Source organism: Caballeronia sp. ATUFL_F2_KS9A, assembly GCF_023630765.1.
Lineage (GTDB): Bacteria > Pseudomonadota > Gammaproteobacteria > Burkholderiales > Burkholderiaceae > Caballeronia > Caballeronia zhejiangensis.
Map to the genome: position 1 here is coordinate 38613 of NZ_JALQEK010000025.1, position 15660 is coordinate 54272.

Below are 15660 nucleotides of genomic sequence, written 5' to 3' on the forward strand. Positions count from 1 at the left end.
TGCGGGCGCAGAAGAGGGCACGCAATGTTCCGCCGCGCATAACGAGGCCCACACAAGAACGATTTGGGAGACTGACATGGCCGGTTTTTCCCGTACCTCGCTCGTTGCGCTCATTGTTGCCGTCGGTGCTTTCGGGATCGTGACATCGCCCGGAATCGAAGCCGCCGACGAAATTCAGAACGCCAACACGACGCAAGCCTCGCCAGTCCCGAGCTCGCTGCGATCCATCTCGCAGCAGCAGCTCGACGGCGCCGCGGGCGACAGCGCGTCGTGGCTGCATTCGAACGGATCGTATGCCGAAACGCGCTACGCGCCCGCGACGCAGATCAACACGTCGAACGTCGCCAGGCTCAAACCGGCGTTCATCTTCCAGACCGCCGTGATGGAGTCGATGGAAACCGCGCCGATCGTCTCGAACGGTGTGATGTTCCTGACCACGTCCTACAACCACGTCTACGCGATCGACGCGGTCACGGGCAAGGAGTTCTGGCATTACAAGCACAAGATGGGTCCGGTCACGACGTTCTGCTGCGGTCCGAACAATCGCGGCGTGGCGATCTCGGGCGACCGGCTCTTCATGGGCACGCTCGATTCGAAGCTCGTCGCGCTCGATGCGAAGACCGGCAACGTGCTCTGGTCGACGCAGATCGCCGATCCCGAAGAAGGCTATTCGGAGACGATGGCGCCCGTCGTCGTCGAAGACAAGGTGCTGATCGGCACGAACGGCGGCGAGTACGGCATACGCGGCTTCGTGAAGGCGTTCGACGCGAACTCCGGCCAGTTGCTGTGGACGTTCTACACGATTCCCGATACCGGCAGCGAAGGCGTCTGGGCCGACAACGACGCCGTCGGCCGCAACATGAAGCGCGACATCGCGGCGGAAAAGAAGACGCTCGCGGAGAAGGGCGGCGACTTCAACAAGACGCTCGGCGGCGGCGTGTGGATGGCGCCCGCGATCGATCGCAAGACGCGCACGGTGTACTTCGTGGTCGGCAATCCGTCGCCGGACCTCTACGGCGCGATTCGTCCCGGCGACAATCTCTATACCGATTCGCTCGTCGCCGTCGATCTCGACAGCGGCAAGTACAAGTGGCACTTCCAGTACATCGCGCACGACGTATGGGATCTCGACGCGGCGAGCCCGCCGATTCTCATCGACGTGAAGGACAAGAACGGGCAGATGATTCCGGGCATCATCCACGGCGGCAAGACGGGCTTCGTCTATGTGCACGATCGCCGCGACGGCAAGCTGATTCGCGTCTCCGAAGCGATGATTCCGCAGGAAGGCGTGTGGACACTGCCGACGCCCACCGGCGCGCGGATGCTGCCGGGCGCGAACGGCGGCGTCGAATGGTCGCCGATGGCCTTCAGCCCGAAGACGCGCATGGCGTATGCGGCGAACCTGCATCAGCCGATGACGTATCAGGTCGAGGAAGTCGCGTACCCCGGCGGCAAGCTGTGGCTCGGCGGCGCGTTCAAGGTGATTCCTTCCGAGCAGCAATGGGGCAGGCTCGTTGCGGTGAACGTCGATACCGGCAAGATCGCGTGGGGCTTCAAGACGGATCAGCCGTTGATCGGCGGCGTACTCGCGACGGCGGGCGGGCTCGTCTTCAACGGCGAAGGCAACGGCCTGTTCCGCGCCTTCGACGCCGCCACCGGCCGCAAGCTCTGGGAGTTCCAGTGCGGCGCGGGGGTCAACGCGCCGGCGGTGTCGTACATGGTGAACGGCAAGCAGTACATCGCGGTCGCGGCGGGCGGCAACACGCAGCTCGACTTCAAGCGCGGCAACAGCCTGCTCGTGTTCGCGCTGCCTCGATGATGACGCCTTCGAAGCGATCGAAACGCGTGCGTGTCTGGCTCGTCTACGCGCTGTGGCTCGTCGCGTGTCTGCTGTTGTCGCTGCCGTCGCTCTCGCGCGCCGCGGACGCGCAGACGGCTGCCGCGACGAAGGCCGCCATCTGCACATCGTGCCACGGCATCAACGGCAATTCGACGACGGGCGATTATCCGTCGCTCGCGGGGCAAACGTCGCGCTACATTTATCTGCAATTGCGCGACTTCAAGGCGGGCCGCCGCAGCGATCCGCGGATGTCGCCGATGGCCGCGAATCTCACGCCCGACGACATGCACGTGCTCGCCGATTACTTCGCCGCGCAAAAGCCCATCGCCGCCGATTTCAAGGCGGACCCGGTGAAAGTGGAAGCGGGCAGGAAGAAGTCCGAAGAGATTCTGTGCACGATGTGCCATCTCGGCGGCTTCTCCGGGCAGAACGAGATCCCGCGCGTGGCGGGACAGCAGTATCCGTACATCGTGAAGCAGTTGCAGGACTTCCGCGACCGGAAGCGCACCAACGACGCGGGCAACATGACGAGCGTGTCGAAGAATCTGACCGACGCCGACATCGAGAATCTGGCGAACTACATCGCGAATCTGCAATGACGCATGACAAAACGCCTACGCTTGCTGACCATTTTCCTGTCGATGACATGCGCGATCGCTTACGCGCAACAGGACGCCTACACGCTCAACGAACGCCTGCTTTCCGCGACGCGCGAAGGCGATCAGGCGTCCGTCGCGCGCTTGCTCGATGAAGGCGCGGCGATCGATTCGCGCAATCGCATCGGCGACACGCCGCTCATCAGCGCGTGCAAGAAGGGCCTCGCGCCGATGGCGCGCATGCTGATCGAGCGCGGCGCGAACGTCAGCCAGGCCAACGTGCAGGGCATCACGCCGCTGATGGCCGCGGCCTTCGACGGCAACGACGAAATCGCCGCGCTGTTGATCGCGCGTCACGCGGATGTCGCCGCGACGGATCGCGTCGGCAAGACGGCGATCGAATACGCGGCGGGGCAGGGGCGCACGGCGATCGTGCAGCGTCTGCTCGATGCCGGTGTCGATGTGAACGCGGCGTATCGCAATCATCTGACCGCGCTGATGTGGGCGGCAGGCTACGATCGCGACGAAACCGCGTCGATGTTGCTCGCGCGCGGCGCGAAACGCGATCTGCGCGACGATCGCGGCCTGACAGCGAAGGACATCGCCGAGCAGACGCATTCGATGCGCGTCGTCGAGTTGCTGTCGAAGGGTTAATCGGCCGGGGAGCGTTGCGCGCCGACGCGCTGCAAATCGCTGGCCTCGGCCGTTTCGCGAACACGCGGCCGCGTCACGCGAACGCGTCGATGCCATCGACGAGACGTTGCGCGAGACGCGGTTGCCGCAACTGCTCGATCCACCATTGCAGCGCGCGGCCTTCGTGATCGCCGCGCCAGCCCACATACAACACGTTCGGCTCGCGCGGATCGGCGGTTTCCTTTTCGACGAGTTCGCCGCGCGCAAACAACGCCTGCACGCGATAGCGCGGCACCCAGCCCGTGCCCAGGCCTTGCCGCTGGGCGAGAATTTTTGCGCGCATCGTCGGCACGGCGAGCGCGGCCTGACCGCCGAGCACGCCGTAAGCGCGTCCCGCCGAACGCGACGAATCCGCGACGACAACCGCACGATGCGCCGCGATCTGCTCGCGCTTGAGCGGCCCGCTGACGCTCGCGAGCGGATGACGCGGCGACACGGCGAACACCCACTGCATCACGCCGAGCTCGAACCAGCGCAGACCGGGAATCGCGGGCGGCTCGTTGGTCGCGCCGACGATCAGATCCGCGCGGCCGTCGCGCAACGCTTCCCAGGTGCCGGAGAGCACTTCGTGCGTGATGCGCAGCGCCACGCCGGAACCGAGCGCATCGAACGCCTGCACGACCGGCAGCAGCGTCTCGAATTCGAGGATTTCATCGCAGACGAGCCACAGCCGGTCTTCCCAGCCGCTCGCGACCTGCTTCACGCGCTGCGTGAGCCGCGACACGTCGAGCATCAGGCGCGAGGCTTCATCGGCGAGAAGATGTCCGGCGGGCGTCAGTTGCAGCCGATAACGCCGCCGGTCGAAGAGCAGCGCGTCGAAACGCGTTTCCAGTTGCCGCGCCGCGTGCGACACGGTGGACGGCGCCTTGCCGAGCCGCGCCGCCGCGCGCGACAGGCTGCCGGTTTCACGAATCGCATCGAGCAGCGAGAGTTCTTCCTCTGACAACATGTTCGACTCCATCGAACGAGTTCATCGTCCGGATCGTACGGCAAAAGCGCGGCGGCGGTCCAACCTGAGCGTCATCGGATAACCGAACCTTCGATGGAGCTGAACGATGAAAACCCTCCTACACACGATCCGCCGCGCCGTTGGCGTGCTTGTCGCCGCCGCTGCGCTGCAACCGTCCGCGTATGCCACGAACGCGCCGCGCCCGCCGCAACCCGTCGCCGCCGCGAGCGCGATGCAGTCCCGCACGATCGATGCGAACGGCGTCGAACTGCACTATTTGCAAGTTGGACACGGCGACGCGACGCCCGTCGTCCTCCTGCATGGCTACACGGAAACGAGCCGCATGTGGCAACCGCTGATGACGCGTCTTGGCGGTGAGCGCGTCGTAATCGCGCCGGATCTGCCGGGCGCGGGCGGCTCCGCGATGCCCGCTTCCGGCTACGACAAGAAGACGCTCGCGCAAGACATTCACGCGATGGTGCAAGCGCTGGGCTATCGCAAGGTGAAGCTGGTCGGGCATGACATCGGGCTGATGGTCGCGTATGCGTACGCCGCGCAATATCCCGACGAAGTCGAAAGCATCGTGCTGATGGACGCGTTTCTGCCGGGCGTCGGCGACTGGCAGAAAGTCTGGCTGTTGCGCGATAAATGGCACTTCAATTTCTACGGCGACACGCCCGAAAAGCTGGTTCGCGGACGCGAACGCGTTTTCTTCGAGCACTTCTGGAACGACTTCGCCGCCGATCCCGCGCATTCGGTGAGCGAGGCCGATCGCCGCTATTATTCGGCGCAATACGCGCGCAACGGCCGCATGCGCGCGGGTTTCGAATACTTTCATGCGTTCCCGCAAGACGCGGACGATTTTGCCGCGTTCGCGAAGACGCCGCTTCCGATGCGGATGCTCGTCCTCACCGGCGAGCGCGCGTCGGGCACGTTTCTGATCGATCAGGCGAAGCTCGTCGCGACGAACGTGCAAGGCGTGGTCGTGCCGGGCGCGGGCCACTGGCTGATGGAAGAAGCGCCGGACGCGACGATGGCGCAACTCGTGCGCTTCATCGAACAAGACTGATTGATATGAATGCCGTGGCGCGCCGATTGCGCCACCCCACGCAAGGAGAATCGAAATGGGACTGCTCGTCGACGGAAAATGGCAGGACAAGTGGTACGACACGTCATCCACGGGCGGACGCTTCGTGCGCAAGGACGCGGCGTTTCGCAACTGGGTCACGGCGGACGGCGATACCGGCTTCAAGGCCGAGGCAGGGCGTTATCACCTGTATGTGAGTCTCGCGTGCCCTTGGGCGCATCGCACGCTCATCATGCGCGCGCTCAAGGGGCTGGAAGCGATGATCGACGTATCGGTCGTCAACTGGCTGATGCTCCAAAACGGCTGGACCTTCGACGACGCGCCGGGCGTCGTGCCCGATTCGATCAACGGCGCGCGCTATCTGCATCAGGTGTACACCGCCGCCGATCCGCATTACACCGGTCGCGTCACGGTGCCGATTCTGTGGGACAAACAGCGCGGGACGATCGTCAATAACGAGTCGTCGGAAATCATTCGGATGCTGAATTCGGCGTTCGACGGCATCGGCGCGAAGCCGGGCGATTACTATCCGCGCGAGTTGCGCGAAGAGATCGACACGCTCAACGCGCGCATTTACGACACGGTCAACAATGGCGTCTACAAGGCGGGTTTCGCGACGACGCAAGCCGCCTACGAGGAGGCGGTGATGCCGCTCTTCGAGACGCTCGATTTTCTCGAAGAACGCCTCGGCACGCACCGCCATATCGCGGGCGACCGGTTCACCGAAGCCGACATTCGCCTCTTCACGACGCTCGTGCGCTTCGACGCCGTGTACTTCGGCCACTTCAAGTGCAATCTGCGGCGCATCGCGGATTATCCGAATCTGTCGAAGTTCGTGCGCGACGTTTACGCGATGCCGGGCATCGCCGCGACCGTGAACCTCGAGCACATCAAGCGGCATTACTACGAGAGCCATCGGACGATCAATCCGACGGGCATCGTGCCCGCCGGACCGGTGCTCGATTTCGTCGCTTCTCAATCGTACTGATACACGCCGCGCTTCGTCTTGCGACCGAGGCGTCCCGCCGACACGAGCTCGCGCAACAGCGGGCAGGCGCGGTACTTCGAATCGCCGAAATCCTTGAGGAACACGTCCATTACCGAGAGGCACACGTCGAGGCCGATCAGGTCCGCGAGCGCGAGCGGTCCGATCGGATGATTCGCGCCGAGCTTCATGCCGGCGTCGATTTCCTCCGCGCTCGCGACGCCTTCGTACAGCACGAAGAACGCTTCGTTGATCATCGGCACGAGAATGCGGTTGACGACGAAGCCCGGCGAATTGCGCACGCCGATCGGCGATTTGTCGAGCTTCTCGGTGAGTTCGCGCACGGCGGACGCGGTTTCATCGCTCGTCTGCACGCCGCGAATCACTTCGACGAGTTGCAGGAGCGGCACCGGATTGAAAAAGTGCATGCCGATGAAGCGCTCGGGCGTGGCGAGCGTCGCGGCGAGCGCGGTGATCGAAATCGACGACGTGTTCGACGCGATGATCGCATCGGCGCGCGCGGCGTCTTCGATCTGCTTCAGAATGCGGTTCTTGAGCTCGGCGCTCTCGGTCGCGGCTTCGATGACGATGTCCGCTGCGGCGAGACGCCCGTAATCGGTCGACGTTTCGATGCGCGTCAACGCCGCGTCGCGCGCCGATGCCTCCAGCTTGTCCTTCGACACGAGCCGCTCGAGGCTGCCCGTCAGCGTCTTGATGCCTTTTGCGAGCGCGGCGTCGGTGACGTCGATCATCACGACCTTGAAGCCCGCGACGGCGGCGACCTGCGCGATGCCGTTGCCCATGGTTCCTGCGCCGACGATGCCGACGGTCTGAATCTTCATGCTTTTGCTCCTCCTTGATCTGCGCCGGCGCGTGCGGCCGGCAAACCGGAAATGGTCGAAAGCGCGCGAGGCGCGTCCTGGCATCGATTCTAACCAGCGGAAAAGGCGGTCAGATCTTTTGGCGCGATGCCGTTTGCGTCGCAAAACGCAAGGTATCGGTCGAGTCCGCTTTTCCAGTTTTCGGCGGCGAGGACGTGGCCCTTGTCGTTCACGAACAGCAGTTCGCCCTGAATGATATTGAGCGTGACGATGTCCGCGCCCCCCGAATCCGGTGGCAGCGCCTCGGGCGTGTGGCTCGAACCCGCCGTCTCGTACACGATGCTGCCCGGCTCCGCGATCCACTCGTGCTCGCGATATTTCCAGCGCCCCTGCACCGTATAGACGATCACGGTTCCCGTATGACGATGACGGGGCATCTCGCCTTTCGCCGGCGCCTTCATCATCGCGATGACTTCGCCGCGAACCGGGTCGAGCTTGAAATACTTGACGAGCACGCGCTCGCTGTACGGCGTGAACGGCACCCACGGCAGGTCGGCGTCGTTGAGGCACGAGGTCTGGATCTGTTCGAACAGCATGATGTGGCTCCTTTCGGGAACGGCCATTTTATGCACTGCCGCGCGCGTCGAACATTGGCCGAATGGCCGACCCCTTCATTCAAGCCGGAAGGCGCGGTATCTGCTATCGTCCACGCCATGTCGACCATCATCACCGTTTCCAATCTGTCCAAGACCTACGGGTCGGGCTTTCGCGCGCTCAGGGACATCAACCTCGAAATCCGTCGCGGCGAGATTTTTGCGCTGCTCGGCCCGAACGGGGCGGGCAAAACGACACTCATCAGCACCGTCTGCGGCATCGTCAATCCGAGCGAGGGCAAAGTGACCGTCGCCGGTCACGATATCGTCACCGACTATCGCGCCGCGCGCGCGTTGATCGGTCTCGTGCCGCAAGAGCTCACCACCGACGCCTTCGAAACCGTCTGGGCGACCGTGTCGTTCAGCCGCGGGCTTTTCGGGCGGCCGAAGAATCCGGCTTACGTCGAGAAGGTGCTGAAATCGCTGTCGCTCTGGGCGAAAAAGGACAACAAGATCATGACGCTTTCCGGCGGCATGAAGCGGCGCGTGCTGATAGCGAAGGCGCTCGCGCACGAACCGGAGATTCTGTTTCTCGACGAGCCGACCGCGGGCGTCGACGTCGAATTGCGCCGCGACATGTGGAACCTTGTGCGAGAGCTGCAGGGCAACGGCGTGACCATCATTCTGACGACGCACTACATCGAGGAAGCGGAGGAGATGGCGGATCGCATCGGCGTCATCAATCGCGGCGAAATCGTGCTCGTCGAGGAAAAACGCGAGCTGATGCGCAAGCTCGGGCAGAAGAAGCTCACGCTGCAACTCGAACATCCGCTCGCCGAAATTCCGACGCAGCTTCAGCCTTACGGCCTCGCGCGTTCGGCGGACGGCGGCGAACTCACGTACACATATGACGCGCAGGACGAGCCGGGCCGCATTATTGCGCTGCTTCGTCACGTCGACGAAGCCGGCGTGCGTTTCAAGGATCTGCAAACGACGCAAAGCTCGCTTGAAGACATTTTCGTGAGCCTCGTCAGGGAAGCCAAATGAATCTATACGCCGTTCGCGCGATCTACCGTTTCGAGATGGCGCGCGCCGGGCGCACGCTGATGCAAAGCATCGTGTCGCCGGTCATTTCCACATCGCTTTATTTCGTCGTCTTCGGCGCGGCCATCGGCTCGCGCATTCCGGAAGTCGACGGCATCAGCTACGGCGCGTTCATCGTGCCCGGCCTCGTGATGCTGTCGCTGCTGACGCAAAGCATCGCCAATGCGTCGTTCGGCATCTATTTCCCGAAGTTCACGGGCACCATCTACGAATTGCTGTCCGCGCCGGTGTCGTACTTCGAGCTCGTCGTGAGCTATGTCGGCGCGGCGGCGACGAAGTCCGTCATTCTCGGGCTCATCATTCTTCTGACCGCGCGGTTATTCGTGCCGCTCAGAATCGATCATCCGGTGTGGATGATCGTCTTTCTGCTACTCACGTCGGTAACGTTCAGCCTGCTCGGGTTCATCATCGGCATCTGGGCCGACGGCTTCGAGAAGCTGCAGATCATTCCGCTGCTGATCGTCACGCCGCTCACGTTCCTCGGCGGCAGCTTCTATTCGATCAATATCCTGCCGCCGTTCTGGAAGGCGGTCGCGTTGTTCAATCCGGTCGTCTATCTGATCAGCGGCTTTCGGTGGAGCTTTTACGGACTCGCCGATGTCCACGTCGGCGTGAGTTTCGGCATGACGCTGGTGTTTCTTGCGGTGTTTATCGCGATCGTCGCGTGGATCTTCAAGACGGGATACCGGTTCAAGACGTAGCGCGGCGCCGGCTGTCAACCAAGGCATGAGGGCGTTCATCGTATGAAGATCATGAGGCGCACGAAGCGCAATTTTCTCGGTGCGATGGCGGCCGCCTTCACGGGCGGGTTTCCCTCGGCGCCCGCCAGATCGTACGAAATCGATCACACCAGCGCGGACTGGCGGCGCCGTCTGTCGTCGGAACAATTCCGCGTGCTGAGGCGCGGCGGCACGGAGCCGCCGTTCTCGAGCCCGCTGCTCAAGGAACGCCGCGACGGCACATACGCGTGCGCGGGATGCGGATCCGCGCTGTTTTCGTCGGCGACGAAATTCGATAGCGGCACCGGCTGGCCGAGCTTCTGGAAGCCGGTCGATGGCGCAGTCGCGACGCACGCGGACGCGACCGGCCACATGCGCAACGAGGTCCATTGCCGGCGCTGTGGCGGGCATCTCGGCCACGTTTTCGACGACGGTCCGAACCCTACCGGCCTGCGCTATTGCATGAACGGCGCGGCGCTTGAATTCCTGCACGACGAAGCCTGACATCGCGCAGTCATCCATCCATTTCTAGCCGACTCGCCATGAACGCACCTGAACTCAAGCTCGATGCCGCGAAGACCGCGCTCGTGCTGATCGATTTGCAGGCGGGCATCGCCGCCTTGCCCGTGCAACCTCACTCCGCCGCGAGCGTGCTCGCCAATGCGCGCGCGCTCGCCGACCGCTTTCGCGCGCTCGGCGCGCCGGTCGTGTTCGTCAAGGTCGCGTTTCCGAACGCCCCCGGCGGCTTGCGGCCGATCACCGACGCAGGTCAGGCGCAGGAAGCGCCGGAGCCGGCGGGCTGGAGCGACCTGTGCGCGGAACTGGACGTGCAAGCAACCGATATCGTCGTCACGAAGCGGCAGTGGGGCGCGTTCTACAATACCGACCTCGACTCGCATCTGCGCCGGCGCGGCATCGGCACGATCGTGCTGGGCGGCATCGCGACGGCGATCGGCGTCGATTCGACGGCGCGCGGCGCGCACGAGCGCGGTTATCAGCAAGTGTTTGTCGAGGACGCGATGAGCGATCTCAACGCCGACACGCACGAATCGACCTGCCGCTACATCTTTCCGCGCATCGGGCGTATTCGTTCGACGCAGCAGGTGCTCGCCGCGCTGGCATAGCGGCGCGTGTCGCCTATCCTGTAGCGTACGTCCGATATCGACGGACGCGAGAGGTGCGGCGATGGCGGCCATTCCCAAAGTAGCGATCGCGTGTCAGGGCGGCGGCAGCCATGCGGCATTCGCCGCGGGCGTGCTCGACCGGCTGCTGAGCGGCGAGTTCGTCAACCGCTTCGAACTGGTGGCGCTGTCCGGCACGTCGGGCGGCGCGATGTGCAGCGCGCTCGCGTGGTGCGGACTGCTGCTCGGCGGCCCGCCCGACGCCAGGCGGCGTCTCGCCGCGTTCTGGAAGGATCTGGAGGCGCGCGACGGGCCGGATATCGTCGTCAACGCGGTCGGTACGTGGTACGCACGCTTGCCCGTCAATGCGGAGATCAGTCCGTATCTGTATCCGCCGATAGCCGAAGAACGCCTGCGCGAACTGCTCGCCAAGCATCTGCCTTTCGCGTCGCTTCCCGCCGATCCGCAACTGCGCGCGAAGCCGACGCTTCTCGTCGGCGCAACGGACGTGCGTTCGGGCGACCGCGTGATCTTTCCCGGCGACAGGCTCGATCAGGACCAACTGGTCGCCTCGGCTGCGGTGCCGCCGCTGTATCGCGCGGTCGCGGCCGATGGGCGCATGTGTTGGGACGGCCTCTTCAGCAGCAATCCGCCGGTGCGCGAATTCACCGACTTCGCGCTCGATTCGCGGCCCGACGAAATCTGGGTCGTGCAGATCAATCCGCAGTATCGGCGCGAGTTGCCTGAATCGATGAACGAGATCATCGACCGTCGCAACGAGTTGTCCGGCAATCTCGCGCTCGGGCAGGAGCTTTACTTCACGACGCGCGTGAACGAACTGCTTGCAGCCGATGCGTCGCTCGAAAAGCGCTACAAGCCGATCAAGGTTCGCGTCGTGGAGATGCATCTCGACGCGAAGGATTATCCCGGGCCGCTCGACTATGCATCCAAGCTCGATCGCAATCCGGCGCTGATTCATGCGTTGATGCGCAAAGGACGCGAGCGCGCGGAATGGTTCTTCGACGCCCGCTCCGACTGGCCGCGCGAGGGCACCGCCCCGCACAGAAGCGTCTATGCGACGACGCCCGCGGCGATGTCGGCGAAAGCGTGAGTGGAGATTCGGACTCCGTGACAATCGAACTGCGTTTCATTGTTTAGGAGATTTCTTATGTCCTCGGTTTTTCTGTTCGCCTATTTTTCACTTACTCGCTGGCGGGGCCCCGCCCGTCAATCGAGTTGCCCGTTCATCACCGTGATCGGGAGTAGCGCTTGTCCCCGAGCGCTGGACGCGCGCCGCACCCTACGGCGCGCGTCCCTTTTTTTATGCGGCCGTAGCCGCAACCAGTCGAACCAGCGTGATCTCTGAAGGCGCGCCCAGCCGCTTGGGCGGTCCCCAATAGCCGGTTCCACGGCTCGTATAGACCCACAGTCCGTTGAACTTAACGAGTCCGGCGACGAACGGCTGTTGCAGCCGCACGAAGAAATTCCACGGCAGGAATTGACCGCCATGCGTGTGCCCCGAGAGCTGTAGCGTGAAGCCCGCTTCGGCGGCGGCCGTGGCGCTGCGCGGCTGGTGCGCGAGCAGCACGCGCACGATGGCGTCGTCGGGTGCGCCGCTGATCGCCTTCGCGGGATCGCTGCGATGCGCCGGATCGAAACTGCCCGCGCTGAAATCCGTGACGCCCGCGACCACGGCCTGAGCGCCGTCATGATTCAGCACGACATGCTGATTGAGCAGCACGGTCAGGCCGAGGCGCCGAAATTCGGCGATCCACTTGTCCGCGCCTGAGTAATATTCGTGATTCCCGGTGACGAGAAACGCGCCATGCCGCGCGCTGAGGCCCGCGAGCGGGCGTGTGTGATCGGCGAGATTCGGCACGCTGCCGTCGACGACATCGCCTGTCACGGCGATGAGATCAGGTTCGAGCCCGTTCACGGCGGCGACGATGCGTTCCACATAGTGCCGCTTGATCGTCGGGCCGACGTGGATGTCGCTGATCTGCGCAATCGTGAAACCCTGGAGCGCGGCCGGGAGATTGTCGATGGGCACATCCACGCTCACGACCGGCGCGCGCCGCCGCGCGTTGTAGAAACCGATCGCGGAGAAGAGCACGGCGAGGAGCGGCACGGCGAGCGCGCTATAGCCGACGAGCATCGGCGAACCGACGGGCGCGCCGCGCAGCCAGTCGGCGAGATGCACGAAGAGGAGCATCACGTCGCGCGCGAAGGTCAGCAAGAGCAGCGACGAGAAAAAACCGAGCGCCGTCAGCCCGAACCAGGCGAGGCGATCCGCAAGCGACTGCGGTTCGATCTGCCGGGCCGCCATGCCGAGCGGAATCGTGATGACCGATGCCGCAAGCAACAGCGCCGCCAGCACCTTGAGCGGCAGGCCGACGGGCGCATCCGGGATGAGCCGGACGCCCACATAGATATGAAACAGAACGCCGATGCCGATGAAGCGGAGAAAGAATGCCGAGCGTCGCATAGCGCTCCTGGAGAGATCGGGGAAGCGGCAAGGAGACGGGCGGCGCGCGCCCGTGGCGGATATGGGGCCGATTCTACCGGTTAGACGCCGGGCGCGCCTTTGTCGACGCGCGTCGCGGAGAAGATGGCGAATCGTAATATATCGTTCGAATGGCTCGGCGCACGCGGCGCGGACGTTATAAATACGCCGCCTCGACTGTCGTTGCGACAGTCGCACGGCGGAATTTCCGCATCGCGTTTTTATTCGAGGAGTCCATTCAATGAATCTGAAACTGTGTGCCGCTGCAATCCTTTCCCTGTCCGCAATCGTCGCTTCGACGGGCACGGCGCTCGCGCAAGACAGAACGCTGGCGGCGACCGCGGAACAAGTCGTGAGCCAGGAGCAGCCGGTTCATATCCGGGCGCAGATCGTCGGCATCGATCGCGCGAATCGCGCGCTGATGGTGCGCGGCGCGAACGGTGATTCGACCGTCCAGGTGGGCAAGGAAGTCAAAGGCTTCGAGCAATTGAAAGTCGGCGACCAGATCGACGTCACCTACAAGGCCGCGTTGCTCGTCAGCGCCGAGAAAGTGACGGGCGCGGCCAAGGGCGACCGTACGCGCATCGATACGACGACCTATCAGCCGACCGTGGGTGCCGACGGCGTGACGGGTTTCGATGCGACGCGCCGCATCGAGACGATCGCGACGGTCGAAAGCGTCGACGTGAAGAAGCGCAAGATCACGCTGCGCGGCGCATGGCGCACCGAGACGCTCGACCTCACGCCGGGCATGGCTGCCGAGAAGCTGAAGAAGGGCGACACGATCCATGCGGTGTACGTGTCGGCGACGGCGGTGCAAGTGACGTCGGCACAATGATCGGCAGGACGTTCTGAACGGCAAAAAGCCTCGGCACGAAAGCGCCGAGGTTTTTTCTTTTCGCGTCAACGAAACGCGATCACACCGCCATGCAGAGATACTTGATGACGACGTAATCGTCGATGCCGTAATGCGAGCCTTCGCGCCCGAGGCCCGACTGCTTCACGCCGCCGAACGGCGCGACTTCGTTCGAGATGAGGCCGGTGTTGATGCCCACCATGCCGTATTCCAGCGCTTCGGCGACGCGCCAGATGCGGCCGATGTCGCGGCTATAGAAGTACGCGGCGAGGCCGAACTCGGTGTCGTTGGCGAACTGCACGACTTCGTCGTCGGACGAGAATTTGAAGATCGGCGCGAGCGGGCCGAAAGTTTCTTCCTTCGCCACTTTCATGTCCGGCGTGACGCCGGTCAGTACGGTCGGCTCGAAGAACCCGTGACCGAGCGTGTGCCGCTTGCCGCCCGAAGCGAGCGCGGCGCCTTTCGCGAGCGCGTCCGCGATATGCGATTCGACCTTTTGCACGGCCGCTTCGTTGATGAGCGGCCCGAGCGCGACGCCGCTTTCCGTGCCGCTTCCGACCTTGAGCTTGCTCGCGGCTGCCGCGAGCTTTTGCGCGAAGGCATCGTAGACGCGCTCGTGGACGTAGAAGCGGTTCGTGCACACGCAGGTTTGTCCGCTATTCCGATATTTCGATGCAATCGCGCCTTCCACGGCGGCGTCGAGATCGGCGTCGTCGAATACGATGAACGGTGCGTTGCCGCCGAGTTCCAGCGTCACCTTTTTGACGGTCGGCGCGCTTTGCGCCATCAGCAGACGGCCGACCGCCGTCGAGCCGGTGAACGACAGCTTGCGCACGATCGGATTGCCCGTCATTTCGCCGCCGATCGCTTTCGGATCGCCGGTCAGGATGCTGAGCACGCCTTTCGGCAGGCCCGCGCGTTCTGCGAGCACCGCGAGCGCGAATGCGGAGAAGGGCGTTGCTTCGGCGGGCTTCACGACGATCGGGCAGCCGGCTGCGAGCGCCGGTCCGACCTTGCGCGTGATCATCGCGGCGGGGAAGTTCCACGGCGTGATTGCGGCGCAGACGCCGATCGGTTCCTTGGTCACGACGATGCGCTTGTCGGCGGCGGGCGTGGCGAGCGTATCGCCGGCGACGCGCTTGCCTTCCTCCGCGAACCATTCGATGAACGACGCCGCGTAGGTGATTTCGCCCTTGGCTTCGGCGAGCGGCTTGCCTTGCTCGGTCGTGAGGATGAGGGCGAGATCGTCGGCGTTTGCCATCATCAGGTCGAACCAGCGGCGCAGGATGGCCGCGCGTTCCTTCGCGGTTTTTTTGCGCCAGGCGGGCCAGGCGGTGTTGGCGGCATCGATCGCGCGGCGCGTTTCGGTTGCGCCCATGTTGGGGACTTTGCCGAGGGATTCTCCCGTTGCCGGGTTCACCACTTCAAACGTTTCGCCGTTGTCGGCTTGTTGCCATTCGCCGTCGATGTACGCTGCGTGACGCAAGAGCGTCGGGTCTTTCAGGTGTTCTTTCAGGCTCATTTGCTAGTCCTTTCGGGTCGGCTCGGGGTTGTCGCTGGATCGCGTTCTCGTGTCGGCTCCGGTGTTTCGCCGGATCCCGTTTTCTTAGTGGTCTATTAGCGTTGCCCCTGTGCGGGGCGGCACTCACTTTCTTTGCTGCTGCAAAGAAAGTAAGCAAAGAAAGCAGCTTCTGATACGCCCGCGGTCACACGCAGTTTGGGTAGTCCTCTCGTCGTTCGTGGGCTGCCTAAAGAGTGCCCTCATAGGCCCCATCGAGCTTGGCTCGCGCACG

At 63.9% G+C, this 15660-nt stretch carries 16 protein-coding genes; 11 read left to right on the forward strand and 5 right to left on the reverse strand.

The features are described from left to right. The first annotated feature begins 76 nt into the window (after positions 1-76). The 3 genes from NCS67_RS14700 to NCS67_RS14710 are packed head-to-tail and all read left to right on the forward strand — an operon-like array spanning position 77 to position 3090. Positions 77-1819: a pyrroloquinoline quinone-dependent dehydrogenase gene (locus NCS67_RS14700; protein WP_250435544.1), complete on the forward strand. Its 1743-nt coding sequence runs from the start codon at positions 77-79 to the stop codon at positions 1817-1819. Further along, positions 1816-2439, forward strand: a complete 624-nt coding sequence (locus tag NCS67_RS14705) for a c-type cytochrome (RefSeq protein ID WP_250435545.1) — start codon at positions 1816-1818, stop codon at positions 2437-2439. The genes NCS67_RS14700 and NCS67_RS14705 overlap by 4 nt, the downstream gene beginning before the upstream one ends. A 3-nt stretch (positions 2440-2442) precedes the next feature. Continuing rightward, complete coding sequence (locus NCS67_RS14710; RefSeq protein WP_175983064.1) at positions 2443-3090, forward strand: ankyrin repeat domain-containing protein; 648 nt, start codon at positions 2443-2445, stop codon at positions 3088-3090. Positions 3091-3163: 73 nt separating this feature from the next. Here the strand turns inward: NCS67_RS14710 and NCS67_RS14715 are convergent, their stop codons facing one another. Next, positions 3164-4078: a LysR family transcriptional regulator gene (locus NCS67_RS14715; protein ID WP_008353847.1), complete on the reverse strand. Its 915-nt coding sequence runs from the start codon at positions 4076-4078 to the stop codon at positions 3164-3166. 106 nt (positions 4079-4184) lie between these two features. Here NCS67_RS14715 and NCS67_RS14720 point away from each other — a divergent pair, with 106 nt between their 5' ends. Next, the gene (locus NCS67_RS14720) at positions 4185-5147 is read left to right on the forward strand and encodes an alpha/beta fold hydrolase (RefSeq protein WP_250435546.1); all 963 of its coding nucleotides are present in this window, start codon (positions 4185-4187) and stop codon (positions 5145-5147) included. Between the two features lie 55 nt (positions 5148-5202). Next, on the forward strand, positions 5203-6153 hold the full coding sequence (locus NCS67_RS14725; protein ID WP_250435547.1) for a glutathione S-transferase family protein: 951 nt from the start codon (positions 5203-5205) through the stop codon (positions 6151-6153). On the opposite strand, the gene NCS67_RS14730 is transcribed toward NCS67_RS14725, so the two are convergent. Then, the gene (locus NCS67_RS14730; protein ID WP_284504093.1) at positions 6141-7076 is read right to left on the reverse strand and encodes a 3-hydroxybutyryl-CoA dehydrogenase; all 936 of its coding nucleotides are present in this window, start codon (positions 7074-7076) and stop codon (positions 6141-6143) included. The two genes, NCS67_RS14725 and NCS67_RS14730, sit on opposite strands and share 13 nt — an antisense overlap. A gap of 5 nt (positions 7077-7081) precedes the next feature. Continuing rightward, complete coding sequence (locus NCS67_RS14735) at positions 7082-7567, reverse strand: 2,4'-dihydroxyacetophenone dioxygenase family protein (protein ID WP_008353843.1); 486 nt, start codon at positions 7565-7567, stop codon at positions 7082-7084. Between the two features lie 117 nt (positions 7568-7684). On the opposite strand from NCS67_RS14735, the gene NCS67_RS14740 reads away from it, so the two are divergent. The 5 genes from NCS67_RS14740 to NCS67_RS14760 all read left to right on the forward strand — a co-directional run bounded on the left by NCS67_RS14740 (position 7685) and on the right by NCS67_RS14760 (position 11619). Continuing rightward, on the forward strand, positions 7685-8611 hold the full coding sequence (locus NCS67_RS14740) for an ABC transporter ATP-binding protein (RefSeq protein ID WP_250435550.1): 927 nt from the start codon (positions 7685-7687) through the stop codon (positions 8609-8611). Next, positions 8608-9369 (forward strand): ABC transporter permease, encoded by a 762-nt coding sequence (locus tag NCS67_RS14745; protein WP_008353839.1) that lies wholly within the window; start codon positions 8608-8610, stop codon positions 9367-9369. The genes NCS67_RS14740 and NCS67_RS14745 overlap by 4 nt, the downstream gene beginning before the upstream one ends. Before the next feature lie 42 nt (positions 9370-9411). After that, on the forward strand, positions 9412-9891 hold the full coding sequence (gene msrB, locus NCS67_RS14750; RefSeq protein ID WP_502801857.1) for a peptide-methionine (R)-S-oxide reductase MsrB: 480 nt from the start codon (positions 9412-9414) through the stop codon (positions 9889-9891). Between the two features lie 38 nt (positions 9892-9929). After that, the gene (locus NCS67_RS14755) at positions 9930-10511 is read left to right on the forward strand and encodes a hydrolase (RefSeq protein ID WP_008353837.1); all 582 of its coding nucleotides are present in this window, start codon (positions 9930-9932) and stop codon (positions 10509-10511) included. Positions 10512-10572: 61 nt separating this feature from the next. Further along, on the forward strand, positions 10573-11619 hold the full coding sequence (locus tag NCS67_RS14760; RefSeq protein WP_008353836.1) for a patatin-like phospholipase family protein: 1047 nt from the start codon (positions 10573-10575) through the stop codon (positions 11617-11619). 210 nt (positions 11620-11829) lie between these two features. On the opposite strand, the gene NCS67_RS14765 is transcribed toward NCS67_RS14760, so the two are convergent. After that, a complete protein-coding gene (locus tag NCS67_RS14765) occupies positions 11830-12993 on the reverse strand; it encodes a metallophosphoesterase (RefSeq protein WP_008353835.1) in 1164 nt (387 codons plus the stop codon). 259 nt (positions 12994-13252) lie between these two features. Between NCS67_RS14765 and NCS67_RS14770 the strand changes: the two genes are divergently transcribed. Continuing rightward, positions 13253-13849, forward strand: coding sequence for a hypothetical protein (locus tag NCS67_RS14770; RefSeq protein ID WP_008353834.1), 597 nt, complete (start codon positions 13253-13255; stop codon positions 13847-13849). 79 nt (positions 13850-13928) lie between these two features. Here NCS67_RS14770 and NCS67_RS14775 read toward each other — a convergent pair whose 3' ends face one another. Beyond that, complete coding sequence (locus NCS67_RS14775) at positions 13929-15389, reverse strand: NAD-dependent succinate-semialdehyde dehydrogenase (protein WP_250435551.1); 1461 nt, start codon at positions 15387-15389, stop codon at positions 13929-13931. Positions 15390-15660 lie beyond the last annotated feature (271 nt).

What these genes read in the sequence shown, in the direction of transcription:
- NCS67_RS14700 (WP_250435544.1), top strand. Translation starts at nt 77, where the DNA reads ATGGCCGGTTTTTCCCGTACCTCGCTCGTTGCGCTCATTGTTGCCGTC.
- NCS67_RS14710 (WP_175983064.1), top strand. Translation starts at nt 2,443, where the DNA reads ATGACAAAACGCCTACGCTTGCTGACCATTTTCCTGTCGATGACATGC.
- NCS67_RS14705 (WP_250435545.1), top strand. Translation starts at nt 1,816, where the DNA reads ATGATGACGCCTTCGAAGCGATCGAAACGCGTGCGTGTCTGGCTCGTC.
- NCS67_RS14760 (WP_008353836.1), top strand. Translation starts at nt 10,573, where the DNA reads ATGGCGGCCATTCCCAAAGTAGCGATCGCGTGTCAGGGCGGCGGCAGC.
- NCS67_RS14715 (WP_008353847.1), bottom strand. Translation starts at nt 4,078, where the DNA reads ATGTTGTCAGAGGAAGAACTCTCGCTGCTCGATGCGATTCGTGAAACC.
- NCS67_RS14765 (WP_008353835.1), bottom strand. Translation starts at nt 12,993, where the DNA reads ATGCGACGCTCGGCATTCTTTCTCCGCTTCATCGGCATCGGCGTTCTG.
- NCS67_RS14730 (WP_284504093.1), bottom strand. Translation starts at nt 7,076, where the DNA reads ATGCCAGGACGCGCCTCGCGCGCTTTCGACCATTTCCGGTTTGCCGGC.
- NCS67_RS14725 (WP_250435547.1), top strand. Translation starts at nt 5,203, where the DNA reads ATGGGACTGCTCGTCGACGGAAAATGGCAGGACAAGTGGTACGACACG.
- msrB (WP_502801857.1), top strand. Translation starts at nt 9,412, where the DNA reads ATGAAGATCATGAGGCGCACGAAGCGCAATTTTCTCGGTGCGATGGCG.
- NCS67_RS14775 (WP_250435551.1), bottom strand. Translation starts at nt 15,389, where the DNA reads ATGAGCCTGAAAGAACACCTGAAAGACCCGACGCTCTTGCGTCACGCA.
- NCS67_RS14740 (WP_250435550.1), top strand. Translation starts at nt 7,685, where the DNA reads ATGTCGACCATCATCACCGTTTCCAATCTGTCCAAGACCTACGGGTCG.
- NCS67_RS14755 (WP_008353837.1), top strand. Translation starts at nt 9,930, where the DNA reads ATGAACGCACCTGAACTCAAGCTCGATGCCGCGAAGACCGCGCTCGTG.
- NCS67_RS14745 (WP_008353839.1), top strand. Translation starts at nt 8,608, where the DNA reads ATGAATCTATACGCCGTTCGCGCGATCTACCGTTTCGAGATGGCGCGC.
- NCS67_RS14720 (WP_250435546.1), top strand. Translation starts at nt 4,185, where the DNA reads ATGAAAACCCTCCTACACACGATCCGCCGCGCCGTTGGCGTGCTTGTC.
- NCS67_RS14770 (WP_008353834.1), top strand. Translation starts at nt 13,253, where the DNA reads ATGAATCTGAAACTGTGTGCCGCTGCAATCCTTTCCCTGTCCGCAATC.
- NCS67_RS14735 (WP_008353843.1), bottom strand. Translation starts at nt 7,567, where the DNA reads ATGCTGTTCGAACAGATCCAGACCTCGTGCCTCAACGACGCCGACCTG.